This is a genomic window from Pseudocolwellia sp. G5-9 (assembly GCF_055808995.1).
Genome location: NZ_CM147893.1, coordinates 2,478,502 through 2,503,660, shown reverse-complemented (window position 1 = coordinate 2,503,660; position 25,159 = coordinate 2,478,502). Strand labels below are relative to the sequence as shown.

The window sequence follows — 25,159 nt, the reverse complement described above, 5'->3', positions numbered from 1 at the left end:
ATGTACTTGTACCACTTTGGCTTACGCGAATTACCTTTTACGCTGACACCAAATACGCATTTTTTTTTAGGACTAGAGCCTCATAACGAGGCTTTAGCAGTGCTGATTACGGCTTTGCAAACAGGTGAGGGTTTCATTAAAGTCATTGGTGAAGTTGGTACAGGGAAAACTTTGTTATGCCGAAAATTATTAAACGAAATACCTAAACACTTTGTTACTGCTTATATTCCCAACCCCTATTTAAAGCCAGATGAATTAAGAAGGGCTGTAGCTATTGAACTAGGTGTAAAACAAGCACAACGAATGTCGGTTCAGCTACTGACACAGCGTATTCAACAAAAGCTCATTGATTTACACAAAGAAGGTCGTTCGGTTGTACTTATATTAGATGAAGCGCAAGCTTTACCTGAAGAAAGTTTAGAGGCTCTTCGATTATTTACCAACCTTGAAACAGAAACAAGAAAGCTTTTACAGGTTGTGTTGTTCGCACAACCAGAACTAGATGAACGATTGAGCCAAACTAATTTTCGTCAACTAAGGCAACGGATCACCTTTTCTTATAAGTTAAGGGCAATGACAAGCACTGAAGTTGAGCGTTACATTGAACATCGTTTAAAAACAGCGGGTTATAAAGGTGCCTTATTATTTAACACTAGTCTTTGTAAAAAAATATCCAAAGCAACTCAAGGTATTCCAAGATTAGTTAATATTTTATGCCACAAAATGCTTATGCTCACATATGGTCAAGGACACTTTCAAATTAATACAAGCCATTTAAAAGCCGCAATAAAAGACACCGAAGATACACAATTACCCATAATTGATTTTCGATGGATTTTTACAAGTGTCATTTTAGTTACTTTGTTCGTTGGTGCTTATTTCTATTGGAGTTTCCAAGGATGAGTGTTATTAATCAAATGCTAAAAGAGCTTGAACAACGAAATGAGCAATCGACAGGTAATAGTCGCTTTGATACTAGCTATGGAAATAATAAGCCCTTATCTGCTATTAAAATAGCGCTTATTGCTCTTCTTATTATTGTTGTTAATGTATTGGGCATTTATACATGGAATTTGTATTCTGAAAATAAAGCGCTTAAAACATCTGTAAATGTGACGAGTAATAACTCTTCTAATACAAATGCTTCGAATGATCAATCAACAATTGAAACACCTGTTAATACTAAGCAAATATTAGAAAATCAGCCCGTCGAAGCAATATCAGAATTTAAAAAAGAAAACACACCTACAATTCATCAAATTACTGAGCAACAACAATCCATTAAAGTTATAAGTCCGGTAACAAATAAGCAACTCATATTAGTCCACGAAAATAATATTGAACAACCTAAGACGATAACTAAAGTAAGTAGTCAACAAGCTCAAAACCTGCAAACTGTGGAATACAGCAATACGGTAGTTACACCACTTGATGATATGATGGAACCTGAGATTTTAGAAGAAAACTTGAAAGCTGAAGTAACTCAAGAACCAGAAATAAAATCATCTCTTAGTATTTCTAGAAGTAAATTATCGCCCGAACGTGTTGTACAAAATAAACTGAAAAAAGCTGAACGAGCTATAATTGATAATGAAATACCTATAGCGGAGCGCTTGTTTGAAGATATTTTACTTATTCAGCCTGAAAATAAAGGCGCACGCAAGCAATTAGCCGCTTTATGGTTTGGTCGTAGACTTTATAGGCCTGCACTAAATTTATTATCACAAGGCATGAACATATACCCTGACGATATTGATTTCAGGCTGATGAAAGCCAGAATTTTAATTAGTCAAAATAACAGCAAAGAAGCATTTAATGTATTAAATGACTTTTCTACTGTACAGAACGTAGAGTATCAACTGTTATTAGCCAATACTGCGCAATCTTTAGGAAACGTAAACAGTGTTATTTTAGCTTATAAGCAACTTACCACTATAGAAGACTATAAAGGTAAGTGGTGGATGGGATTAGCTGTAGCTCTAGATCGAAATAGCCAATTTGAAGAAGCAAAAACAGCATATAGAATGGCTTTGTCTAAAGGAAGCTTATCTAGTAATTCAGCGCAATTTATCAGACAAAGAATGACAGAGTTAGGAGAATAATAATGGCAGCACCTAAATTAAAAATGCGGTTAGGTGATTTGTTAGTGCATGAACACATTGTAACTAACGAACAGTTAATGCAGGCATTAAATAGTCAAAAATCTACAGGACGCAAGCTAGGTGATACGCTAATCGAGCTAGGCTATATTGGTGAAAGGCAATTACTCGAATTTTTAGCTCAACAACTTGGTGTGCCATTTCTTGATATTAGCCAAAGGCGCATACCTTCAGAAGTGGCCTCATTATTACCTGAAGTACATGCAAGGCGCCTAAGAGCATTAATAATTGAAGACCAAGGTGATGCTGTTCTTATTGGCATGAGTGATCCTGCTGACTTAGGCGGCTTAGATCAACTTGAGCAAATGCTTGCCCCTAAGCAGTTAAAACTTGCTGTTGTTATGGAGTCGCAACTCTTTGAGGCTTTTGATGGTTTGTATCGAAAAACAGCGGATATAGAGTCTTTTGCAAGTCAATTAGAAGAAGAATACGACCAAACGGCTGATTTTGACTTGGGCTCTTCATTTGGCGATGAGGGCGGTGATGCAACCGTTGGTAAATTATTACAATCAGTATTCGAAGATGCCATTCAAATGCGCGCTTCAGATATACATATAGAACCTGATGAAAATCAACTCCGTATTCGTCAGCGTATTGATGGTGTTTTACAAGAAAATATTCTTAAAGAAAATAAAATTGCATCGGCTATGGTGTTACGTTTAAAGCTAATGGCAGGGCTAGATATTTCTGAAAAGCGCTTACCTCAAGATGGTCGTTTTAATTTGCAAATTAGTGGACATAATGTAGATGTTCGTATGTCAACCATGCCCGTTCAGCATGGCGAATCTGTTGTTATGCGTTTACTTGATCAAACTGAAGGCTTACTTACCTTAGATGAAACAGGTATGCCTAGCGATTTAGTGGCAAGAATACGCCATCAAATTAGTCGTCCACATGGTATGGTTTTGGTTACAGGACCTACAGGTAGTGGTAAAACAACGACTTTATATGCAGCGTTAAGTGAATTAAATCAATCAAGCAAAAAAATTATTACCGCAGAAGATCCTGTCGAATATCGTTTACCACGGGTTAATCAAGTTCAAGTAAACAGTAAAATTAATCTTACCTTTTCCTCAGTGCTAAGAACGGCATTACGTCAAGATCCCGATATTATTATGATTGGTGAGATGCGTGATAAAGAAACGGTTGAAATTGGTTTACGAGGCGCATTAACGGGGCATTTGGTGTTATCAACACTACATACCAATGACGCTATAACGAGTGCACTTCGTTTAATTGATATGGGGGCTGCTGGATTTTTAGTAGGTAGCTCGCTCAGGGCTGTTATTGCTCAGCGACTTGTAAGAAAAGTTTGTGGGAGTTGTGCAATAGATCATGAACCGAATAGCCAAGAAAAATTGTGGTTAACAAACTTGATGGGTGAAGGGATAACATCGCATCGATTTAAGCAAGGTAAAGGTTGTCAAACATGTCAATATACAGGATATAAAGGCCGAATTGGTGTTTTTGAATTACTTGAAATGAATGAAGGCATGATGGCGGCACTTAAAAGAGATGATCCTGAAGAGTTTGCTAAGCTTGCCAAAGCTAACCCTACATTTAGGCCATTAGCCGTAGCGGCATTTGATTATGCTACTCAAGGTATTACAAGTATAGAAGAAGTACTCCGCTTAGTTGAAACGGTTGACGTTACAGGGTAATAAATAAAATGGCAGCGTATAGTTATATTGGACGAGATACCAAAGGCTCTCAAATTAAAGGAAAGTTAGAAGCTAGTAATTCGGCTGCGGCAGCAGAGCAACTTTCTCGCCAACAAATTATACCCATTTCTATTGAAGCGTTAAAAGGTGATCAAAAAGACAGCAATTTAGCTCAAATAGATATTAACGAGCTGTTAGGTTTTGCTCTAGTTACATTAGACGACTTGATTATTTTTTGTCGTCAAATGTATGCACTAATGCGTTCTGGCGTACCTATATTACGAGCTATTAATGGTATGGCTGAGTCAACGACATCAGTTAAATTAAAAGAAGCCTTGATTGGGGTTTCAAGTCAGTTAGAAGGTGGTTATACACTATCAACCGCGCTAAATCAGTACCCTAAAATATTTCCTCCTTTGTTTGTTTCTTTAATACATGTAGGTGAAAATACCGGTAAATTAGACGATGCTTTTGCTAAATTAGCGAGTTATTTTGACCGAGAACAAGAAACTCGAAAACGAATAAAAACAGCGTTACGTTATCCATCTTTTGTACTTGGCGCTATCGTTATCGCTATGGTTATATTGAACATATTTGTTGTTCCAACCTTTGCTGATATGTTTACAAAATTAGGTGCCGATTTACCAGCAGCGACTAAAATACTTATTGCGAGTTCAAATTTTTTCTTAGAGTTTTGGCCTCATATGTTGATTGGTTGTGTATTTGCTTTCTTTGCTATACGTAATTACGTTAGAACCGATAAAGGGCGCTATTGGTGGGATAAAAGAAAAGTGAACTTACCTATAGTTGGCAGTATTATTGAGCGTTCTATTCTTTCAAGGTTTTCCCACAGCTTTGCTATAGTATTAAGAGCAGGTGTACCGATGACATCGGGGCTAAACTTAGTTTCAGATGCCGTTGATAACAGTTACATGAAAGAAAAAATTCTCACTATGCGGAAGTCTATTGAAAGTGGTGAAAGCTTACTTAGATCAGCAGTGGCCAGTAAGTTGTTTACTTCTCTAGTATTACAAATGGTGGCTGTAGGTGAAGAAACGGGAAGAGTTGACGAACTATTAGAAGAGGTGGGTGAATACTACGAACGTGAAGTAGATTACGAGCTAGGTAATTTAACCGCTAAAATTGAACCTATAATGATATCAATTGTTGCGGGTATGGTGCTTATATTAGCATTAGGTATTTTCACGCCAATGTGGGACATGATGTCCGCATTTCAAGGTAAATAATAATGAATTTATTAACGAATAATTGAATTATACGTTATGTTTAATCCTAAGGCGTCTGATAAAAAAGAAAGATCATTAGTTGAAATGGTGATAATAGTTTTAGTATTAGCGCTATTAATGATGAGTTTTATAGTTTCGTTTTTTAAGCAAGAAGAAAAATTTACTGAGGTTGCTTATAGTCGTTTAGCCCAAAATTTTTCTACTAAAGTTACAGCAGTGCACGCACAGTGGTTTATGGATAAACAGCCTGATTACATCGTTTTATCGCTATCTCAAGAAAACCAGCGTATACATGTTAATCGACGTGGCTGGATTGATACTTTAGACAATGAAAATGCTTGTGCCAATATTTGGAAAACTGTCATTATGGGGCCTATGTACTTTATGAACTCCCCGGTGTCAGCAGTGGAGATAAGAACAGCCAACATTGTTGTTGGTCGTGTTTGTCGTTTTGAATTACCGTCAGGTGAATATTTTGAATACAGTTCAGAAAATGGCAAAGTAAGCCAAATATCATTAAAAAACGTTAACCCTTAAACTATTTGTTGTTGAAAGTAAGAGTGTTTCACTTTAAGGTAACGTAGTGTTGTAACTAAATGCTTGTTACAATTAATATAATCTTGAAAGTTATGGTGTTGTTATGAGAAAACAGTCGGGTTTTACGCTAATAGAATTAGTGATAGTGGTTGTTATTTTGGGTTTTTTAGCGGTCACCGCTATTCCAAAATTTATTAATTTAACTGACCAAGCAAAACAAGCTAATATTGAAGGTATGGCTGGTGGGTTTGCAACAGGTGTATCCCTTGCGCGTGCACAATGGGAAGCCGAAGCACGCCCTACAGACGCAACTAATAGAAACGTTATTGATTATGACGGCACGGATGTATTATTAACCACTGAAAATAAAGCCAACGGTATTCGTGGTGGTTATATTGTTGCATCTTTAACAGGTGATAATGATGGAGCAACTTTAGGTGGTGGGTTTGGTGCAAGTAATTGTGTTGATATATGGAATAGTATTTTACAACAACCACCAGGGTTAACGAGTGATATTAGTGTATTAAACAATACCAATGGTATGGATTATTACACTACGACTTCAGGTTCTGGAGCGACTACATTATGTCATTACTTTTTAAAAGAAACGTTAAACAAAAATGCATCAGGTGACTTTCTTGCACCAACAGGCACATTAACAGGCGTAGGTAATAGCTTTACTTACCGACCAGCAACGAGTCAAATTATAGTTTATATAAACATTTAACCCTTATTTAGCACATTAACTTTAGGTAATCTTATGAAAAAAATTAATAAATCACCTCTGAATACTCAAAAAGGTTTTACACTCATTGAATTAGTGGTTGTTATTGTTATTTTAGGTATTTTAGCCGCGACCGCAGCACCTAAATTTATTGATTTAACGGGTGATGCAAAAGCTTCTACTTTTCAGGCTGTTAGAGCTTCTGTTGAAAGTGCAACTACTCTTGTTCACGCTAAAGCTTTAATTGCAGGAGAGAAAGTAGGACAAGCAGATCTAAATGTTAATGGTGGTACTAATAATGTTGGTGTAACTAATGGTTGGCCAAATAATGAAGCTGCTACATGGGGAGAAATATTAGATGTTGATGTTGTAACTTCAACTTCTCCATTTGCAATTGCCACTAGTGGAACGACAGGAACTGATGGTGTTGTTGTATGGTACCCACGTGAAGCATCTGATTTAACAACTGCTCAAGCGATTGCTAAAAATTGTTATGTTATATATAACGAAAGCTCCTCTTCTAACATAAAACCAGTGATTGATGTAATTCCAGATGGTTGTTAATTTTTGATAAAATCAATCTTATAATGGAGAGCTTTAGCTCTCCATTTTTTTTATCTGTTGATACACAATAAATTAGTTAGCTGATCTTAAATGATAATTTATGTACTATTCTACTAATAGTGTTTTAAAAACTACTGAAGTACTCTTTTATAATGAATAATAAAACGCATTCTCTACTAAAAAGTAAACATTTAGCTAGCTTTAGTTATAAAGCTGGGCGAGGTTTTACAATAATTGAGTTGGTGCTGGTTATTGTTCTTATGGGTATTTTAGCTGTTACCGTTGCCCCTAAAATGTTCGGTTCAGATGGTTTTGAAGAGCATACCTATCAAGCTGAAGTTATTGCCACTTTACGTAGTATTCAATTACGAGCGATGCAGCAAACCAGTGTGGGAGGAAATGCTTGTCATACCGTCATTGTCTCAACAAAACTTTTGACAGTAGGAGGAAGTTGCGCTGTTAACAAAAAAAACGCCAATGACCAAGCCTTAAATGATTTAGACGTTAAAATTGATGAAGATCATAACGTGACTTTTGTAACATCAGGAATGACGGGTAACTCTTTTATTTTCGACTCAAATGGCATACCTGCTAATTGTAGTCCCCCTTGTAATATAACAATTATAGGTAGTGATACGCTTACCGTTAGAATCGAATCACAAGGTTATATTCATGCTATTTAATCGCAAAGCTTCAGGCTTTACTTTAATAGAACTTGTTATTGGTATTGTGGTTCTATCATTATCTTTTTCTATTATTTTTACCATGATATTACCTACCGCAACGCAAAGTGCGGTTCAAATTCATCAAGTTAGAGCCGCAGAACTAGGGCAAGCGATGATGAATGAAATTATGGGTAAAGCTTTTGATGAACACTCAGATATGATGGGCGGAATGAATCGTTGCGGTGAGGGGAAAGATACTGATTTAGACGGCGCTATCGATACGTGTACTGCTAATAATGACCTAGGTTCTGATGCTGGAGAAACCAATAGAAGCTTATACAATGATGTTGATGACTATAATAATTATTCCATTGTTGAAGATTCACTTAATGATAATAACGATGCAGATTTAGATTCGTTATATATAGGTTTTAGTGTGAATGTTTTTGTTTGTAACGATAGTAACTATGACGGTGTGTGCGATACAACGAACAACATCGCAAAGTTGATCCAAGTTACTGTTACGAGTGCTGAGGGTGAATCGGTAACGTTTGCAAGTTACAAGGCTAACTTTTAATGAAGTACTTATTAAGCAATAAAGGTGATAAAGGTTTTACGCTTGTAGAATTAGTTATTGTTATTGTTTTATTAGGCATATTATCGGTAGGGATCAGCGGCTTCCTCAAGTTAGGCTCTCAAATATTTGTAGATGTAAAAAACCGTTCTGAAATTGTTGCTACTGCCCGATTTGCGATAGAGCGATTAAATAGAGAATTAAGAACTGCTTTACCTAATAGTGTGAGAGTTACGTTAACAGATCAATCGGGCAATCTGACTAATATTCAATGTATTGAGTATGTTCCTATTTTAACAACAGCCAATTATTTAGATATTCCAACGGAAAGTGAAAATGAAACAGCTAAAACATTGTCAGTTGTTGATTTTAATACAAGTGCTTTAAATGGTTTAGTTGATTATCGCGTAGCGGTTTATCCTACTAGCCTCAATCATGTATATCAAAATATAAGAATAAGAACATTAGAAAATGCGACTATCGACAATACTACGCATGTTACTCCGCCAACAAATAACCGATGGGATATCAACTTTACTAATGATGTTTCATTTCCTACGGATTCACCAACAGCTAGATTATATTTTATTGATACAAAAGTGAGTTATTGTGTACAGGGAGATGAATTAAAACGTTTTGTTGGTGACAATCCTAATGATCAAAATAATTTAAGCAGTGCTATAGCTGTATTTAGGGATGACGGTGTATTAATGGCTGAAGATTTATCTTATACCCCCACGAATTTTTCAGGTAATGACTTTCCTTTTAAGGTATCGCAAGCAACCCAATTTAGAAATGCGACAGCGTTAATCAAGTTAAGATTTAACAAAAACGAAGAAGTTGTTGTTTTCAATAGTGAGGTTCATATTCCTAATGCTCCTTAAACAAAAATTTTTAATAGCTAAAAATACACAGAAAGGTAGCTCACTCGTTCTAGCTATTTTTATTTTAGTGGTTATGTCTTTACTTGGAGCCGCTTTACTTAGAATGATGACGACTAATGAAGAAACTTACGCTTATGAAGTGCTAGGTACTCGAGCCTATAATGCTGCACAAACAGGTGCACAACGGAAATTACAACAACTTTTTCCATTAAATACTGGACTAGATAGTACTATGTGTACTATCGGCGATACTTTTTCTTTGGCTAATATTGAAGGTTTAGATTACTGCTCAGTGGAAGTTGATTGTTTAGAAGTAAAACATGACAATGTAAGTTATTTTACTATCACCAGCACAGGACAATGTGAAATCAACGGTGAGGTGACTTCTAGAGTCGTTGAAGTACAAGCGAAAAGTATGAATTAATTTGGGTTTTAATCGTTCTAATCATAAAACAATTATTTAACCTAATTTGATTTATCTAACATGTGATGTGAAAAATAGTAACTATCTTCCTCTTTTTAAACATCATCTTTACCGTTTTAGCTCTAGCTCTTTTTAAATATTATAAAAAAGTAAAAATATACTGTTTTTTTCACAAAAGGTAAGACACTTTCTCTTATACTGCGGTATGATTAGCAGCTAAAAATTTAATTCTATTTGTTTATGTTTATATGAGTTTAAAAATACAAACGTAAATACGGCATAAGTATTTTCTTATGCGATTTGTAAAGGACATTTTCATCGTATGTTTAAAAAATTACGCGGCATGTTTTCTAATGATTTATCAATAGACCTGGGAACAGCTAACACGCTGATATATGTTAAAGATCAGGGCATCGTGCTAAACGAGCCGTCAGTTGTTGCGATTAGACAAGATAGATCCGGTGGATCAAAAAGTGTTGCTGCAGTAGGTGCTGCTGCAAAACAAATGCTAGGAAGAACACCTGGTAATATAGAAGCTATTCGTCCAATGAAAGACGGAGTTATTGCAAATTTCTTTGTAACTGAAAAGATGTTGCAATATTTTATAAAACAAATTCACAGTAATAACTTTTTACGTCCAAGCCCAAGAGTTCTGGTTTGTGTTCCATGTGGTTCAACACAAGTTGAGCGTAGAGCAATTAAAGAGTCAGCAGAAGGCGCTGGTGCTCGTGAAGTGTATTTAATCGACGAACCTATGGCTGCGGCAATTGGTGCGGGTATGCCTGTATCAGAAGCTACTGGCTCTATGGTTGTTGATATAGGTGGTGGTACGACAGAAGTTGGTATTATTTCTCTAAATGGTGTTGTTTATTCATCGTCAGTTCGTATTGGTGGTGATAAATTTGATGAAGCTATTATCAACTACGTACGTCGTAATTTTGGTAGCTTAATTGGTGAAGCAACGGCTGAGCGCATTAAACACGAAATTGGCTCAGCTTACCCAGGTGAAGAGTTAATTGAAATAGAAGTTAGAGGCCGCAACTTAGCTGAAGGCGTTCCACGTAGTTTTACCTTAAACAGCAATGAAATTTTAGAAGCACTACAAGAGCCTTTAACAGGAATTGTAAGTGCTATTATGGTTGCCTTAGAGCAATCACCACCTGAATTAGCATCAGATATCTCAGAAAGAGGTATGGTACTAACAGGCGGCGGGGCTTTATTAAAAGATCTAGACCGTTTGTTAATGGAAGAAACAGGTATTCCTGTGGTTGTTGCTGATGATCCTCTAACATGTGTTGCACGTGGCGGCGGAAAAGCATTAGAAATGATTGATATGCACGGCGGTGATTTATTTTCTTACGAATAATATTTATATTATTCTAGCCCCTTAATATTAAGCAGCATTAGATAATAATAAAGCTATATTTATGAGCCCAATATTTAAACACGGCCCGTCTGCACAGCACCGACTCTTGTTGGTGCTGTTTTGTTCTGTGCTTTTAATTTTTTTTGACCACCATATAGGCAGTTTTGAAACCGCTCGAGGCTACCTTCAATCTTTTGTAAGCCCACTACAGTACTTAGCGACAGCACCAAAACGAATGATGATTTGGACGGCTGAAAACCTTACCTCACGCCAAGATTTAATCGAACAAAATCAAAGTTATAAAGTTAATGAATTGCTTTTACACGAACAGTTAATGCATCTTTCTGATCTGGAAAAAGAAAATAATCGACTACGCTCTTTATTATCCTCTCCTTTACGTGAAGAAACGAAGAAGATGGTAGCAGAAGTTATCGCTGTTGATAGTGATCCTTATACTCACCAAATAGTGATTAACAGAGGCGCGAATGATGGCGTTTATGAAGGGCAAGCAGTTTTAGATGACCAAGGTATTGTAGGACAAATTCAACATGTAGGTACAATAAGTAGTCGAGTTATTTTGATTACTGATGTTACTCATGCTGTGCCAGTAAGAGTAAGTCGTAATGGTATCAGAATGATTGCCACAGGTACTGGGCAAATAGATAGGCTCGTGAATAACTTTGTTCCGCATAGTACTGATGTTGTACCTGGAGATGTACTAGTGACTTCAGGTTTAGGTGGTAAATACCCTGAAGGTTATCCTGTTTCAACCATATTGAAAGTTAATCAAGATGAATCAAGAGCTTTTGCTCAAGTAATTAGTGAACCTGTAGCAAAAATAGATCGTTTACGCTATTTGTTACTCTTATGGCCCAACACAAAGAATGTTAAGCCTATTGTTCATGAAGAGGAGCAACAATAGTGTTAGCTCATAATGGTATTATTATTTTATTAACCTTATTGTTAGCGTTAATAGCAACCATTATTCCTATGCCATTAAGTGTTGATGCTTTTCGACCTGATTGGGTTTTAGTGGTGTTAATTTACTGGTGTTTGGCATTACCGTCTCGTGTTAATGTTATTACTGCATGGGTTATTGGTTTCATACTCGATGTATTGTTAGGTTCTATATTGGGTGTGCATGCTGCAGCCTTAGCTATATCTGTTTTTATTATTGCTGAAAACTTTCAGAAAATTAGAAACTTTTCTATTTGGCAACAATCTATTATTGTTGGAGTACTTGCCGCTTTATATCATTTGCTTGTCTTTTGGATGCAGCGCTTTATAAGCGACGTGGTGTTTTTACCTAGTTATTTATACCCTGTAATTACCACTATTATTTTGTGGCCTTGGGCATTGCTATTATTAAGAAAAATACGTCGGCATTTTCAAATTAAATAATCCTATATTAAAAAAGCATTTTTATGACATTATCTTTGGTTTTAGCTTCACAATCGCCCCGTAGGCAAGAGTTACTTGCTCAAATTGGTTATGTCTTTTCCTGTAAACCTGCCAATATCAATGAAGATATTAAAGAAAATGAAAGTGCGGTTGATTACGTACAAAGATTAGCGATTGAAAAGGCACAAGTTACGTATCACTCTATTGGGGCACCTCAAAATAATGATGTCGTTGTACTTGGTTCCGATACTAGTGTGGTTTATAACCATTGTATTTTAGGCAAGCCCGCTAACCTCGATGAATGCATAGCTCAGCTGCAAATGTTATCTGGACAGACTCATCAAGTGTTAACATCTATAGCGGTAATAGATAAAGATAGAGTTTTATCTGAAGTCGTGACAACAGAAGTTACATTTAAAACACTTACATTAGACGAAATCACGCGATACTGGGAAACGGGCGAACCTCAAGATAAAGCAGGTTCTTACGGTATTCAAGGAATTGCAGGGCAGTTTGTAACTAAAATAATGGGTAGTTATTCAGCCGTTGTTGGTTTACCTTTGTTCGAGACTGCGCAATTACTTTCAAAATTTGGGGTTAATACGCCAATACAACTTAACTCGAAGGAAAATTTATGAGCGGTGAATTACTGGTTAATGTAACACCTAGCGAAACTCGGGTTGCGTTAATTGAGAATGGCACACTACAAGAAGTGCATGTAGAGCGCGAAGCAAAACGTGGCATTGTGGGTAACATTTACCTAGGAAAAATCATCAGAGTATTACCTGGTATGCAAGCCGCTTTTGTTGACATTAGCTTAGACAAAGCTGCTTTTCTTCATGCTTCCGATATTAACTCTAAACTTATTCTCAATGAAGATGAATCGACAAAAGATTCGTCAAATGATCAAGTGCCTGACATTCGAACCTTAGTACGAGAAGGTCAATATTTAATGGTACAAGTGGTGAAAGATCCTTTAGGTACGAAAGGGGCAAGATTAACCACAGATATTACCATAGCTGCACGCTATTTAGTTTTAATGCCTAATGCTGCTCGTGCTGGTATTTCACAACGTATTGAAGATGATAAAGAACGTAACCGACTAAAACGTATCATTTCGCCATTTTGCGATGAAGAGCATGGTTTTATTGTCAGAACGGCTGCCGAAGGTGCCGACGAACAAGAATTAAAGCAAGATGCTGAATTTTTACGTAGAGTATGGTCTAAAGTTATAAAAAGAAAAAAAAGAAAAGTAACTAAAACCGCAATATATCAAGATTTATCATTGATTTTTAGAGTGTTAAGAGACTTTGTTGGAACTGATCTTGAGCGCATTCGCATTGATTCAAAATTAACCTATGATCAAGTTGTTGAATTTACTGAAGAGTTTGCACCTAATTTGAGTCATGGACTTGAGTACTATCCAGGCGAACGTCCTATTTTTGATCTGTTTGATGTTGAAAACGAAATACAAAGAGCGCTGCATCGTAGAATCAACTTGAAGTCAGGTGGTTATTTAATTATTGATCAAACTGAAGCTATGACTACAATTGATATTAATACAGGAGCTTTTGTAGGGCATCGTAATCTCGAAGAAACAATATTTAATACCAACATTGAAGCAACGCAATCTATAGCAAGACAGTTACGATTAAGAAACTTAGGTGGCATTATTATTGTTGATTTTATCGACATGAATGATAAAGACCATCAACGTCGTGTATTAACAAGTTTAGAACACGCCATGGCGAAAGATAACGTTAAGTTTAGCATCAGTGGCTTTTCTGCTTTAGGCCTAGTTGAAATGACCCGTAAGCGAACACGAGAAAGCCTTGAACATATTTTATGTGGCGAATGTTCCGTATGTGCAGGACGTGGTCATTTAAAAACATGCGAAAGTGTATGTTATGAAATATTACGAGAAATAGTGCGAGTCAACAGAGCGCATGATGCGGATAAATTTATTGTTTATGCATCTAAAGCGGTAAGCGAAGCGTTAATTAATGATGAATATCATAATTTAGCTGAGCTTGAAGTCTTTATTGGTAAAGACATTAAAATACAAACAGAACTTATGTATAATCAAGAACAGTTTGATGTTGTGATGATGTAGGTTTTTGGGTTAATTGAAATGAATTAATCCGTTACACGTTCAGGTTTATACCCGTTACCAATCAAGAGGCTATTTCAGAGCACTTGAGCGATATCAATTCAAGGCAATGCTTTGTAATAATGGTCGCTCCCTTATAAAAAGCATTAACGAAGAAGTGATTTTGCTCAAGTGCTTCTTCGATGGGTCTAAAAACAATGTATGCAGCGTTATTAACTTTAGTAAGGGAATAACCATGACATAAACTTAATGCCTCGCCTAAATTGTTTTTAGTTCCCACTGAAACCTGCATCTTGAATGGTTACGGGTATATAATGATTTAATTAATAAGTGATATTGTAAAAATTAATGAGTACTTCTCGCGTCATTAACCGTTGGTTAAACAGAGTTTATAAAAGCATTGCCATTTTGTTGGTGCTTTTTGCTGTATTAATTAGTGCTTTTCGCTTGTTATTACCTTATGCACATAATTATAGAGAGCACGTTCAAAATTTAATTAACACCACTAATGATAGCCAAATAACCATTGGTGAACTTAGTATGGACTGGGAAAAACTGGGTCCGTCTATCGTAATAAAACAAGTCAGTCTGCTCGAAACCCAGTCTACAGATATCTTCATCGATAAAATTCATGTGCATTTAGATTTTTGGCAAAGCCTAGCTAAAGGTCGAATTATCACCCAAGATGTAACCCTCGATGGTGCTCAAGTTTTTATTAAAAATTTTAACACTTCAGCAAAAACAAAAAACGAAGATAAAGATGCTCCCCTTGTTGCTCGAATAGCCGAAATCTTTTTAGATAGGATCGGTAGATTTTCTTTATTGAATAGCCAAATTGTTTTTCAAACCAGTCAAACGGAAAAATTGTTACTTATCAATCAACTTGATTGGCTAAACGAAGGCGATAGCCATAGAGGTAAAGGCTACGTTATTGTTGATGGACTAACCTCTAACAATATTAAAGTGATATTAGATCTACATGGTGACGAAATTGAAGAACTTGATGGGCAAGTGTACTTACAAGCGAATCAGTTAAATATAACACCTTGGTTAGATACTATTTTTGCTATCGATAATAAAGACACGCATTCAGCTATTAATTTTGATGGATGGTTAACCATTGATAATGGATTCCCTACAGAATTACAAGTGTCGTTAGGCAATAACGAAATCAGTTGGACTCATAGTAAGCAGCATCAATTTTTTAGTGTTAACCAAGGGCAAATATTAACGCGCTTTGTTAAAGAGCAAGATAATAAAGGTTTGAAAGCCTTTAATATTCTTTCTAGCCCGTTAACTTTTATTACTAATAAAAAGTCTTGGCAACCTACTCAACTTCAATTTTCAAAAGTATCTGGTATTTTAAGCGGTTATATCAGTGATTTGAGTATCGAAGGGTTAACTGATATTGCGCCCTTATTTACTAGCGACAAAAATGTTGCTCAATTATTAGAACAAACAAGCCCTGTAGGCGTTATTAAAGATCTATTTTTACAGGTGTCAAAAAATAATCAAGCTGTTGTCGCAGACATTAAAGGAATAACGACTCATCCCTTTGTTGGAATTCCTGGTGTTTCAAATATAAATGGCGAACTTGTTTTTAAAAACAATACTACTCAGCTGAGTTTACTGTCTGAAAATGGTGCACTTGATTTTGCTGAACATTTTATTAAACCTATTCCTTATAGCGTACTTTCTACCGACTTAATGTTTAACTTTGGGGAAGGAGCATGGAACCTAGAAAGTGATAATATTGAGTTTTCCTCAGATGAACTAACATTATCAGCGGCTATAAGTGTTGATAAAACCCCAGAAGAAGACACCAAAATGTCGCTTTTAGCCAGTATTATTAATGGTAAAGCTGAATTAGCGAATCATTATTTTCCGAATATTTTAATGGGAGAAGATTTAGTTAATTATCTTAATGGAGCAATTGTTAATGGCAAGATTGATCAAGCGCAAGTGCTATTTAATGGTCCTCTTAATAAGTTTCCTTTTAAAAACAATGAAGGTGTTTTTAATGTAGATGCTGAATTAAGTGAGGCCGAGTTTAAGTTTGATCCTTACTGGCCCGCAATTAAAAACTTTAATGCCAATCTAACTTTTAATAATAACAGTATGCTCATTACAGGTCGTAAAGGGGATTTAGATGGGATTGATGTTAAAGGCGTAACAGCCCAAATTGAAGATTTATCACACGAACAAGTATTAAAGGTAAAGGCCGCGTTTAATCAAACAAATCCGGGGTTAGTGACTCGTTTAATGAATAAAAGTCCCCTTAAGAAAACGGTAGGCAATACTTTAAACCGACTAGTAATAAGTAAACCTATTTCAGGAGAGTTTTCATTAGATTTACCTTTAAATAAACCTGAAAATGCGGTGGCAAAAGGGACGGTTAAATTCAAAAACAATACCGTTAACTTACAAACACCTAATATGTTATTTACTCAAGTTAATGGCCAGTTAGCCTATAACAACGATAAAATAAATGCTGACAACGTAACCTTGTTGTGGCGTGGTATGCCTTTAAAGTTAGACGTTAATGCAAAAGATAAAGCTATGTTTTTTGATACCAATATTAGTCTTGAAGCTAATTGGGAAAGTAAAGAATGGTTAAAACAATTACCTGAAGTCTTGCAGGAATATGGTTCGGGTAATTTGGCGTGGCAAGGCTTGTTATCGCTAAACATGTACCATGAAGGTGGGTTTACTTATGATTTGGATATTAATTCAACTTTAGATAAAACAGAACTTAATTTACCTTCGCCTTATACAAAAAAAGCAGGGGAAGTGCTTGCGCTAAAAACTCATGTAACAGGTCAAACATATAATACGACGATTAATGCTTCAGTTGGCGAACAGTTGCAGTTTTATGGTGTACTTAATCATGACAATATTTCTTTTTCAAAGGCGCATTTAGTATTAGGTGCTGAAGAAATGCTTTTACCTACTCAAGGTTTTCATATCACGACTAAGTTAGCTCAAGCTGATGTTGAGGAGTGGCAACCTTTTATTTTTGACATTATAGAATCGATTAATACATCTGATGATATTAAATTAACCGGTAATGTAGCGAATACTGTTAGCGATAATAGTAAACCTCAAAAAGTGCCTTTATTAGAAAAACCTGAGCGCATAAGAGGGGAAATAGGTTCGTTACTTTACGGTGATTATTCTTTATCTAGTATGATTTTTAACTTAGATAGTAATGAAACGTCTTGGTTACTCGATATTAATTCTAAAGAAGTCAGAACTCAGGTCACTATTCATAATGATATAGCTGAAAAAGGCATAGAGGTAAATGCTGACTTTATTCACTTAGCTAAACTCACTAAAGAAGAACCTGATGATAACCTTGATGCAGCTAGTCTAACTTCTGAAGATACACTGCAAGCAGAGCAACAAGACGCCAATTTATTTAACCAAAAAATGTATACACAATTACCTCCACTGATGCTTCAGTGTGGTAGCTGTATTATTGATAATATAGATTTAGGCAAAGTGAGCTTTGCTATTGAGCGAAATAGCGAAAACCAAATTTTATTGAATAAATTTGAGGCATCAAGAGATAAATTTGCTATCGAGTTAAACGGGGCTTGGAGTCAAAAAAACGGTATAGATACAAGTAGCTTTACTGGTTTTATTGATACAAAAGATCTTGAACAAGAAACCGAAAAGCTTGGCTATACTCCAACAATTAAAGACAGTGGTTTACGTAGCGAGTTTGCTTTTAATTGGCAAGCAAGTCCTTACGAGTTTGATGTTGCCAAATTAAATGGCCAGTTTAATGCAAAATTAGACGATGGCTATTTAGCGGAAGTACCTGATCAAGCAAGGGTTTTCTCGGTATTGAGTTTGCAATCATTGGTACGAAAACTAAGCTTCGATTTTAGAGATATTTTTTCTGATGGTATGTTCTACAGCAGTATTAGCGGGGATTTTCAGCTCAAAGACGGTATTATGTATACCGACAATTTGTTTATGAAAGGTGCAGCAGGAGATTTAGAAGTTAAAGGAAATACCGATTTAGGCAAAGAGTTACTTGATCTTCGTATGTCTTATAAACCTAATGTTACTTCCAGCTTACCAGCGCTTGCGTGGATAGCTACATTAAACCCTGTTGCATTTTTAGCGGGTATTGCGCTTGAAGAAGTGATCACCTCAAAAGTGTATTACGAAATGAACTTTGAATTAACAGGCAACATGTCTCAACCTATTTTTAAAGACGTAAATCGTAAAACTCGCAATATCAGTGTTGGAAAAACAACACCACCTCAAATAGTTGAAGATGTTATCGTTACTCCTACAAGTGAAACACAAAACAACAATTCCGAATCGAGCGAATTACCAAAAAAGAGTGAAATAGATGGTTAGTTTGTCAGCTATACAGTTATGCTCCAAACCTAATGTAGAAAATAATTTAAATACAATTGACGCTTTTCTTAAAGCCTTACCTGAGTCAGATGAGCATATTGTGGTATTACCTGAATGTTGTTTGTTTTTTGGTGGTACAGAGAAAGATCAATTAAACCTTGCTAAAGAAAATCACATTAGTAACTTTGCCGTAAATGGCTTATCAGCTTTAGCTAAAAAATATCATGTTTGTCTTGTTGCTGGCAGTTTACCCCTGCTAGTTGATAATGATATTTCGGACAACAAAAAGCAAAACAGCAGTAGCGAAAAATTCACTAACTCTTGTTTGGTCTTTTCTCCAGAAGGAGAGCTTATTCAACGTTACGATAAAATCCATTTATTTGATGCGAAAGTTAGCGATGGTCAAAAGCAATATTTAGAGTCAACACATACTCAAGGTGGTGATAAACTAAGCATTGCTGCAACTAAAAACGCTAATATTGGTTTAAGTATTTGCTATGATTTACGTTTTCCTGAATTATATCGCCAATTAAGATTACTGGGCGCTGATATTATTACTGTGCCGAGTGCTTTTACTGCCACTACAGGTAAAGCACATTGGCAAGCCTTGTTACAAGCGAGAGCAATTGAAAATCAAGTGTATATTATTGCTGCAGGTCAGCAAGGTACACATGAAAACGGAAGAGAAACATGGGGGCACAGTATGATTATTTCACCTTGGGGTGAAATTCAAGCGTGTGCACCTGATGGTGAGGGCGTAATTACCACAACCTATTCACCAGAAGCGCTGGCAAAAGTGCGACAAGCTATGCCAGTAACCGAACATAATAAATTTACATCTAAGTTGACCCCATATGAATAATATTGAGCGCGAGCTCTTGGCAGATAGCCAAATAGACACCGATTTTTTAAATCAAACATTACATAACATGGTGCAACGAAACGTTGATTTTGCCGATTTATACTTTCAATCAAGTCGACACGAATCTTGGATGTTAGAAGACGGTATTGTAAAAGAAGGTTCTTACAATATAGAGCGTGGTGTAGGTGTTAGAGCTATTTCAGGTGAAAAAACAGGTTTTGCTTATTCTGATGATATTTCACCCGCTGCTCTTACAAAAGCAGCTGATGCCGCAAAAGGCATTACTAAAGCAGAACAAAGCGGCTCAGTAAAAGCCTTTAGCCGTCAAACTCAACCTGAAATTTATCTAGGTGTAGATCCTTTAGATAGCTTAGGGCAAGAGCAAAAAATCAATTTATTGCACGAAGTTGAAGCCCATGCGCGTTCAATTGACCAACGTGTAAAACAAGTTATTGTTAGCTTGTCTGGTGTGTTTGAAAAAATTCTTGTTGCAGCAACAGACGGTACTTATGCAACCGATATTCGCCCATTAATTCGTCTTAACTGCTCTGTGTTGGTTGAAGACAACGGTAAGCGCGAACGAGCAAGTTCTGGCGGCGGAGCAAGAACCGATTATAGCTACTTTTTTGAAGTGGAAGGGAAACAAGCTAGATACTTAAATTATGCTGAAGAAGCCGTACGCCAAGCTTTAGTTAACCTTGTAGCATTAGAAGCACCAGCTGGAAACTTCCCTGTGGTATTAGGTGCAGGTTGGCCGGGCGTATTATTACATGAAGCAGTTGGTCATGGTTTAGAAGGTGATTTTAACCGTAAAGGATCGTCAGCATTTTCTGGCAAAGTAGGACAGAAAGTAGCATCTGAGCATTGTACTATTGTTGATGATGGCACGATGGCTAATCGCCGTGGATCTATCAACATAGATGATGAGGGTACACCAGGTCAGTATAATGTGCTTATTGAAAAGGGCATTTTAAAAGGTTACATGCAAGACAAGCATAATGCATCACTCATGGGTGTTAAACCTACTGGTAACGGACGAAGAGAGTCATACGCTCACTTACCTATGCCTAGAATGACAAATACTTATATGCTTGCCGGAGAGCATGATCCAAAAGATATTATTAAGTCAGTTAAAAGAGGGATTTATGCACCACACTTTGCTGGCGGACAAGTAGATATTACTTCAGGTAAATTTGTATTTACCAGCTCAGAAGCTTACTTAATTGAAAATGGTGAAATTACTTCTCCTGTTAAAGGCGCAACGTTAATAGGTAGTGGACCAGAAGCTATGAAGAAAGTGAGTATGGTAGGTAATGACTTAGCTATTGATGCAGGTGTTGGTGTGTGTGGTAAAGACGGACAAAGTATACCCGTTGGTGTTGGTCAACCTACATTAAAGGTTGATGAAATGACAGTTGGTGGAACTCAGTAATACGATTAACTTGAGTTATAGATAACAAAAAGGCGCCAAAGCGTAATGCCGTTCACTTAAGGTGAGCGGCATTTCTTTTTTTAACAGGGTACCTATTCTTAGAACACTTCAATTCTCGCGGATAACTCCGCTCTCTACGTGCTGGCAATACAAACTGTTTGGCACTTTTGGTTATATCCATAACAAATTTTGACACATTTCCTGGCGAACAAAATGGCAACATAGTCAGTTGATAAATTATGTGCATTGAAGCACCATGAAAACTTAATTGGTTTGGATGTATTGAATCGAGTGACTTCGCCATTAATACCATTTGATAACGGATCAGATTATAAGCGAGTAATATCCCCCACAACTCTTGTTTTATAAGCTCAGGTTGATTACTACGCAAGGTAAATTGGCTATCAAGTAGTGACTGCTTCATTTCTCTAAAACCAAGTTCTATCTCCCACCGATGTCCGTATAAATCGACAATATCAGCGACAGGAAACTTCATTGCATCCGTCATAGACGTTAACACTTCGCACGCTTTACCATTAACCTTTCTCGATACTAATCGAGCTTCAATTGATTCAGGTAATTCAGGAAACTTCTTTCGTGCTTGGGGACAGGCGGTTAAACGAACTATTTTATCTTGGCGTCCTAATGAACGAACAATGTCATATTGTACGTTCTTTTTTAGCGGTATCAGCCAATGACGTGATATTCCCGTGGATTGCCAACGATAAAGTAATCCAAGCGAGTAGAAGCCTCTATCAAATAGTGTCAAGCTATGATCTGGTGTTGTTTCAACTAGCGAGCCAGCTAATTTCATTTCGTTAATATCAACACTATCAAAAGCACTTTGTGTTAATAAATGACTTGTTAATTCCATCTGGCATACCATGCGCACTTGGGGGTAACTTGCCTTGCCATGAGAGTTTCCTGTACGTGCAAAATATTCATTATTTTCTTTTGAGTCAGGTGTTCGCCATACAACGCCATCAACACCTAATAGTGTCAACCCACACCATGTTGGGTGAGTAGACTCCTCATGCCATAGCGATTGTGTTTTATTAAAAATAGATTCTATTGCTTTATGACCAAGTTTCTTTCTTGCTTGTGTTACGGCACTAGGTGCAACATAGGGGTCACCGTTAGGTAGAATGATATCAAGCTGATTAACTAATTGGCGGATAGACATTTTACGAAATAAAGCCATACCAATAACAGCCCACACCATTTGCTCCATAGGAAGCTTGCGCTTCCTTATGGTCGCAATACCTGACTGAGCCAACGCTTCATCAACGATGCTTGGGTCTAATAATTCACTTAATCCTGTAAATTCAGTAAAACTATTTTGTGAAACTTGTGATAAGGCGGTAGAGAGTTGCAAAAGAAAAGGCTCCTGAATAAATTCAGAAGCCTTTATATACTAACCAGAAGATCGGTCAATGGATCGTTAAACATTTCTTAACTGATCGGCATTACGCCAAAGCGCCTTTTTTAATGAATTATTTTAATACAAAACAACTTTAGGTAAGCCTTAAACCTTAGTTTCAGGTTGAATCATATGAACATCGCGTTGTGGGAACGGTATTTGAATGTTAGCTTCATCAAGGGCTAAGTAAATAGCTTTGTAAGCGGTAAACTTGGCTGTGTATAAGTTGACTGTAGGTGTCCATAAACGAATAGAAATATTAATAGCGCTATCGGCAAATTCATCAATCCCTATTTGTGGTTCACGTGTTTCACTCACGACACCTGTAGATAAAATGACTTTATTTAGTAACTCAATAACTTCAATAGGATTTTCGCTATAGGCAATGCCTACGTTTAATTCTAATAACGAATCATGAAGCGAGTTTTGTAATATTTCGCCTACAATATGTTTGTTAGGGATCGTTATTCTTACATTATCTTCATCATAAATAATGGTATGCGCGAGCAGTACTTCTTTAACAACGCCTGTAACACCTTTTACAATAATGGTATCGCCAACTACAAAAGGGCGCGTAATAATAATATTAAACCCAGCTGCATAATTTGATAGTAAACCTTGTAACGCTAATCCTGCACCTAAAGACACAGCACCAATAGCGGCTATAAATGGTGTAACACTTATACCTAATTTACCTAAGGCGATAATAGCAATCATGAGTACAAGTATCATACGGCTACTATTCGCAATAAAACGGCTTAGTGTTACATCAAGATTATGACGTTCGCACACGCGTAAAAGCATGCCTGCTACTTTACCCGCTAAAATATAGCCGATAATAAAAATGATGATAGCGCCCACTATTTGGAAGCTATAATTCGTAAAGAAATCAATGACGATTTGATAAATATGCGCCATTTGATCTATTTCATTTTTTAATAAATTAGCGGGATTAATAACTTCTACCACTTTTTGTGATGTGCTTGCTGTATCGGTTACTTGTTCTGTCATTATTTATGTCTATTTCAGTTACTAGGGGTCTATTTAAATAAGGGTTATGCCTTCAGGTGTAATTTTTACTTTACCTTTTTTAAGTAAATTACCTACGGTTGCTTTAAAGGTTTTTTTACTGACGCCCAATGCTTTTTGAATGTCTTCAGGGGCGCTTTTATCGTGTAACGGGCTTATACCATTATGCTCAGCAATATAATCTAAAAGCTTTTGGCTAAAGTCTTTTACTTTGCCTTCGCCAGGACGAGATAAGCTTAAATCAATACGTTCATCTTCACGTACTTGTTTGATATAACCGGTAATTTTTTTACCAATTCTTAATGGCTGAAAAATTTCGTTATCGTACAATAAACCCCAATGTAAATTATTAATAATAGCTTTAAAACCTAAATCTGTTTTACCACCAATAATAAGCTCAACCTTGTCCCATTTTTGATAGTCAGCAGGCCATATATCAATAAATTTATCTAACTTGCTTGAGGCAACAATACGTTCTGTACGTAAGTCTAAATAAATACGCACGAGGTAATATTTACCTATTTCCATTTCAGTATGTTGTTCGTTGTATGGAACAAGTAATTCTTTAGGCAGCCCCCAGTCTAAAAAAGCGCCCATTTTATTAATAGCTGAAACCTTTAACGAAACAAACTGATCAACTTCACCTAAAGGTTGTTGAGTGGTTGCGGCAACTCTATCGGCTGAATCTTTATATAAAAAGACACTTACTTGTGAACCTGTAGTGCAACCTTCGGGCATTAAACGATTAGGTAACAGTACTTCACCTAAGTCATCGGCATTTAAATATGCCCCTGTGTCATTTACTGTAATTACAGAAAGTGTATTAAATTTACCTAAGTCAGCCATTTATGTTCGCCGTTTTCTAGAAATAATAAGAAGTTGTATTTTATTAAAATAATTAAATACGTTGTTGGGTACTTATACCCGTTACCAATCAAGAGGTTATTTCAGAGTGCTTGAGCGATATCAATTCAAGGCAATGCTTTGTAATAATGGTCGTTCCCTTATAAAAAGCATTAACGAAGAAGTGATTTTGCTCAAGCGCTTCTTCGATGGGTCTAAAAATAATTTATGCCGCGTTATTAATTTTAGTAAGGGAATAACCATTACTGAAATTTAATGCCTTGCATACATGGATGTATGTACTTAGATTTCGTCTGGAACATGAAATCTGTGCCTAAATTGTTTTTAGTTCCCACTGAAACCTGCATCTTGAATGGTTACGGGTATGATACATCATCAGCTTAAGATGAGGGAGTATTTGCTAACTTTGTTTGAATATATTCGCTGTGTCTTAAATGTAATAAGTCAGCAATTTTACGAATAATATGTTCTTCTAACGTTGCAAGTTCGCCATCAATATAAGCAAGTCTCCATAAATAGCCTACAATCTCCATGCGTTGTTCAATGGTGTAATGCTCGTTTACTTTACGAGTAAATTGGTAAAAATCAGTAGCGTTGTCGCTTAAAGTTAAAGCTGTTTTCACTATTTCGTCTATTTGACTATTTTGAAGCTGGAATTGTTTTGCAATAAAAGCTTTGAGTGATATCTGTTCTTCTTCTTGTAGAATCCCATCAGCTTTCATTACTTCACATAAAAGTACCGTACACGCTATTTCTAAAGAAAGTTCAGTTTTATCAGTATCTTGAAATGGCGTATTTAATTTTTTGAAAAAAGCATTAATTTTATCAATCATTTTAGATCCTTGTTGCGGCTATACATCGT

Annotated in this window: 23 protein-coding genes; 19 read left to right on the top strand and 4 right to left on the bottom strand. The window is 36.3% G+C overall.

The genetic code is table 11. From position 1 onward, the window contains the following. From AC0L5Q_RS10725 to tldD, 19 genes are all read left to right on the top strand, one after another. On the top strand, positions 1 to 903 hold the full coding sequence (locus tag AC0L5Q_RS10725; protein WP_473607621.1) for an ExeA family protein: 903 nt from the start codon (positions 1 to 3) through the stop codon (positions 901 to 903). After that, positions 900 to 2,102 carry a tetratricopeptide repeat protein gene (locus AC0L5Q_RS10720; protein WP_473607617.1) on the top strand — a complete coding sequence of 401 codons (1,203 nt, stop codon included), beginning with the start codon at positions 900 to 902 and terminating at the stop codon, positions 2,100 to 2,102. Before AC0L5Q_RS10725 ends, AC0L5Q_RS10720 begins: the two co-directional genes overlap by 4 nt. Before the next feature lie 2 nt (positions 2,103 to 2,104). Then, complete coding sequence (locus tag AC0L5Q_RS10715; protein ID WP_473607613.1) at positions 2,105 to 3,820, top strand: GspE/PulE family protein; 1,716 nt, start codon at positions 2,105 to 2,107, stop codon at positions 3,818 to 3,820. A gap of 8 nt (positions 3,821 to 3,828) precedes the next feature. After that, entirely contained in the window at positions 3,829 to 5,067 is a 1,239-nt protein-coding gene (locus AC0L5Q_RS10710; protein WP_473607609.1) for a type II secretion system F family protein, read from the top strand. Between the two features lie 36 nt (positions 5,068 to 5,103). Beyond that, positions 5,104 to 5,604 carry a hypothetical protein gene (locus AC0L5Q_RS10705; RefSeq protein WP_473607605.1) on the top strand — a complete coding sequence of 167 codons (501 nt, stop codon included), beginning with the start codon at positions 5,104 to 5,106 and terminating at the stop codon, positions 5,602 to 5,604. A gap of 103 nt (positions 5,605 to 5,707) precedes the next feature. After that, entirely contained in the window at positions 5,708 to 6,331 is a 624-nt protein-coding gene (locus AC0L5Q_RS10700) for a prepilin-type N-terminal cleavage/methylation domain-containing protein (protein ID WP_473607601.1), read from the top strand. A gap of 33 nt (positions 6,332 to 6,364) precedes the next feature. Continuing rightward, positions 6,365 to 6,892 carry a prepilin-type N-terminal cleavage/methylation domain-containing protein gene (locus AC0L5Q_RS10695; RefSeq protein WP_473607598.1) on the top strand — a complete coding sequence of 176 codons (528 nt, stop codon included), beginning with the start codon at positions 6,365 to 6,367 and terminating at the stop codon, positions 6,890 to 6,892. A gap of 152 nt (positions 6,893 to 7,044) precedes the next feature. Then, a complete protein-coding gene (locus AC0L5Q_RS10690) occupies positions 7,045 to 7,575 on the top strand; it encodes a type II secretion system protein (RefSeq protein WP_473607594.1) in 531 nt (176 codons plus the stop codon). Beyond that, the gene (locus tag AC0L5Q_RS10685) at positions 7,565 to 8,134 is read left to right on the top strand and encodes a prepilin-type N-terminal cleavage/methylation domain-containing protein (protein ID WP_473607590.1); all 570 of its coding nucleotides are present in this window, start codon (positions 7,565 to 7,567) and stop codon (positions 8,132 to 8,134) included. The genes AC0L5Q_RS10690 and AC0L5Q_RS10685 overlap by 11 nt, the downstream gene beginning before the upstream one ends. Then, positions 8,134 to 9,015, top strand: coding sequence for a PilW family protein (locus AC0L5Q_RS10680; RefSeq protein ID WP_473607586.1), 882 nt, complete (start codon positions 8,134 to 8,136; stop codon positions 9,013 to 9,015). The genes AC0L5Q_RS10685 and AC0L5Q_RS10680 overlap by 1 nt, the downstream gene beginning before the upstream one ends. Then, complete coding sequence (locus tag AC0L5Q_RS10675) at positions 9,005 to 9,439, top strand: pilus assembly PilX family protein (RefSeq protein WP_473607582.1); 435 nt, start codon at positions 9,005 to 9,007, stop codon at positions 9,437 to 9,439. The genes AC0L5Q_RS10680 and AC0L5Q_RS10675 overlap by 11 nt, the downstream gene beginning before the upstream one ends. Before the next feature lie 322 nt (positions 9,440 to 9,761). Then, positions 9,762 to 10,805 carry a rod shape-determining protein gene (locus AC0L5Q_RS10670; RefSeq protein ID WP_473607579.1) on the top strand — a complete coding sequence of 348 codons (1,044 nt, stop codon included), beginning with the start codon at positions 9,762 to 9,764 and terminating at the stop codon, positions 10,803 to 10,805. A gap of 61 nt (positions 10,806 to 10,866) precedes the next feature. Then, complete coding sequence (mreC, locus tag AC0L5Q_RS10665; protein WP_473607576.1) at positions 10,867 to 11,727, top strand: rod shape-determining protein MreC; 861 nt, start codon at positions 10,867 to 10,869, stop codon at positions 11,725 to 11,727. Next, a complete protein-coding gene (gene mreD, locus AC0L5Q_RS10660; protein ID WP_473607572.1) occupies positions 11,727 to 12,206 on the top strand; it encodes a rod shape-determining protein MreD in 480 nt (159 codons plus the stop codon). Before mreC ends, mreD begins: the two co-directional genes overlap by 1 nt. 23 nt (positions 12,207 to 12,229) lie before the next feature. Next, entirely contained in the window at positions 12,230 to 12,844 is a 615-nt protein-coding gene (locus AC0L5Q_RS10655; protein ID WP_473607567.1) for a Maf family protein, read from the top strand. After that, a complete protein-coding gene (gene rng, locus AC0L5Q_RS10650; RefSeq protein ID WP_473607565.1) occupies positions 12,841 to 14,319 on the top strand; it encodes a ribonuclease G in 1,479 nt (492 codons plus the stop codon). Before AC0L5Q_RS10655 ends, rng begins: the two co-directional genes overlap by 4 nt. A gap of 345 nt (positions 14,320 to 14,664) precedes the next feature. Beyond that, on the top strand, positions 14,665 to 18,690 hold the full coding sequence (locus tag AC0L5Q_RS10645) for a YhdP family protein (protein WP_473607561.1): 4,026 nt from the start codon (positions 14,665 to 14,667) through the stop codon (positions 18,688 to 18,690). Beyond that, positions 18,683 to 19,552 carry a carbon-nitrogen hydrolase family protein gene (locus AC0L5Q_RS10640; protein WP_473607557.1) on the top strand — a complete coding sequence of 290 codons (870 nt, stop codon included), beginning with the start codon at positions 18,683 to 18,685 and terminating at the stop codon, positions 19,550 to 19,552. The genes AC0L5Q_RS10645 and AC0L5Q_RS10640 overlap by 8 nt, the downstream gene beginning before the upstream one ends. Then, the gene (tldD, locus tag AC0L5Q_RS10635) at positions 19,545 to 20,984 is read left to right on the top strand and encodes a metalloprotease TldD (protein WP_473607555.1); all 1,440 of its coding nucleotides are present in this window, start codon (positions 19,545 to 19,547) and stop codon (positions 20,982 to 20,984) included. Before AC0L5Q_RS10640 ends, tldD begins: the two co-directional genes overlap by 8 nt. Before the next feature lie 52 nt (positions 20,985 to 21,036). Here the strand turns inward: tldD and AC0L5Q_RS10630 are convergent, their stop codons facing one another. The 4 genes from AC0L5Q_RS10630 to AC0L5Q_RS10615 form a co-directional block, all read right to left on the bottom strand. Beyond that, a complete protein-coding gene (locus AC0L5Q_RS10630) occupies positions 21,037 to 22,359 on the bottom strand; it encodes an IS4 family transposase (protein WP_473607552.1) in 1,323 nt (440 codons plus the stop codon). Positions 22,360 to 22,509: 150 nt separating this feature from the next. Next, positions 22,510 to 23,415 carry a mechanosensitive ion channel family protein gene (locus AC0L5Q_RS10625; protein WP_473607549.1) on the bottom strand — a complete coding sequence of 302 codons (906 nt, stop codon included), beginning with the start codon at positions 23,413 to 23,415 and terminating at the stop codon, positions 22,510 to 22,512. A 33-nt stretch (positions 23,416 to 23,448) separates the two neighbouring features. After that, positions 23,449 to 24,279 (bottom strand): CvfB family protein, encoded by an 831-nt coding sequence (locus AC0L5Q_RS10620; protein ID WP_473607545.1) that lies wholly within the window; start codon positions 24,277 to 24,279, stop codon positions 23,449 to 23,451. Positions 24,280 to 24,677: 398 nt separating this feature from the next. Next, positions 24,678 to 25,130 (bottom strand): tellurite resistance TerB family protein, encoded by a 453-nt coding sequence (locus AC0L5Q_RS10615; RefSeq protein ID WP_473607541.1) that lies wholly within the window; start codon positions 25,128 to 25,130, stop codon positions 24,678 to 24,680. Positions 25,131 to 25,159: the final 29 nt, after the last annotated feature.

What these genes read in the sequence shown, in the direction of transcription:
- AC0L5Q_RS10625 (WP_473607549.1), bottom strand. Translation starts at nt 23,415, where the DNA reads ATGACAGAACAAGTAACCGATACAGCAAGCACATCACAAAAAGTGGTA.
- AC0L5Q_RS10615 (WP_473607541.1), bottom strand. Translation starts at nt 25,130, where the DNA reads ATGATTGATAAAATTAATGCTTTTTTCAAAAAATTAAATACGCCATTT.
- AC0L5Q_RS10620 (WP_473607545.1), bottom strand. Translation starts at nt 24,279, where the DNA reads ATGGCTGACTTAGGTAAATTTAATACACTTTCTGTAATTACAGTAAAT.
- AC0L5Q_RS10715 (WP_473607613.1), top strand. Translation starts at nt 2,105, where the DNA reads ATGGCAGCACCTAAATTAAAAATGCGGTTAGGTGATTTGTTAGTGCAT.
- AC0L5Q_RS10705 (WP_473607605.1), top strand. Translation starts at nt 5,104, where the DNA reads ATGTTTAATCCTAAGGCGTCTGATAAAAAAGAAAGATCATTAGTTGAA.
- rng (WP_473607565.1), top strand. Translation starts at nt 12,841, where the DNA reads ATGAGCGGTGAATTACTGGTTAATGTAACACCTAGCGAAACTCGGGTT.
- AC0L5Q_RS10675 (WP_473607582.1), top strand. Translation starts at nt 9,005, where the DNA reads ATGCTCCTTAAACAAAAATTTTTAATAGCTAAAAATACACAGAAAGGT.
- AC0L5Q_RS10640 (WP_473607557.1), top strand. Translation starts at nt 18,683, where the DNA reads ATGGTTAGTTTGTCAGCTATACAGTTATGCTCCAAACCTAATGTAGAA.
- mreC (WP_473607576.1), top strand. Translation starts at nt 10,867, where the DNA reads ATGAGCCCAATATTTAAACACGGCCCGTCTGCACAGCACCGACTCTTG.
- AC0L5Q_RS10695 (WP_473607598.1), top strand. Translation starts at nt 6,365, where the DNA reads ATGAAAAAAATTAATAAATCACCTCTGAATACTCAAAAAGGTTTTACA.
- AC0L5Q_RS10680 (WP_473607586.1), top strand. Translation starts at nt 8,134, where the DNA reads ATGAAGTACTTATTAAGCAATAAAGGTGATAAAGGTTTTACGCTTGTA.
- AC0L5Q_RS10710 (WP_473607609.1), top strand. Translation starts at nt 3,829, where the DNA reads ATGGCAGCGTATAGTTATATTGGACGAGATACCAAAGGCTCTCAAATT.
- tldD (WP_473607555.1), top strand. Translation starts at nt 19,545, where the DNA reads ATGAATAATATTGAGCGCGAGCTCTTGGCAGATAGCCAAATAGACACC.
- AC0L5Q_RS10645 (WP_473607561.1), top strand. Translation starts at nt 14,665, where the DNA reads ATGAGTACTTCTCGCGTCATTAACCGTTGGTTAAACAGAGTTTATAAA.
- AC0L5Q_RS10690 (WP_473607594.1), top strand. Translation starts at nt 7,045, where the DNA reads ATGAATAATAAAACGCATTCTCTACTAAAAAGTAAACATTTAGCTAGC.
- AC0L5Q_RS10655 (WP_473607567.1), top strand. Translation starts at nt 12,230, where the DNA reads ATGACATTATCTTTGGTTTTAGCTTCACAATCGCCCCGTAGGCAAGAG.
- AC0L5Q_RS10720 (WP_473607617.1), top strand. Translation starts at nt 900, where the DNA reads ATGAGTGTTATTAATCAAATGCTAAAAGAGCTTGAACAACGAAATGAG.
- AC0L5Q_RS10700 (WP_473607601.1), top strand. Translation starts at nt 5,708, where the DNA reads ATGAGAAAACAGTCGGGTTTTACGCTAATAGAATTAGTGATAGTGGTT.
- AC0L5Q_RS10725 (WP_473607621.1), top strand. Translation starts at nt 1, where the DNA reads ATGTACTTGTACCACTTTGGCTTACGCGAATTACCTTTTACGCTGACA.
- AC0L5Q_RS10685 (WP_473607590.1), top strand. Translation starts at nt 7,565, where the DNA reads ATGCTATTTAATCGCAAAGCTTCAGGCTTTACTTTAATAGAACTTGTT.
- AC0L5Q_RS10670 (WP_473607579.1), top strand. Translation starts at nt 9,762, where the DNA reads ATGTTTAAAAAATTACGCGGCATGTTTTCTAATGATTTATCAATAGAC.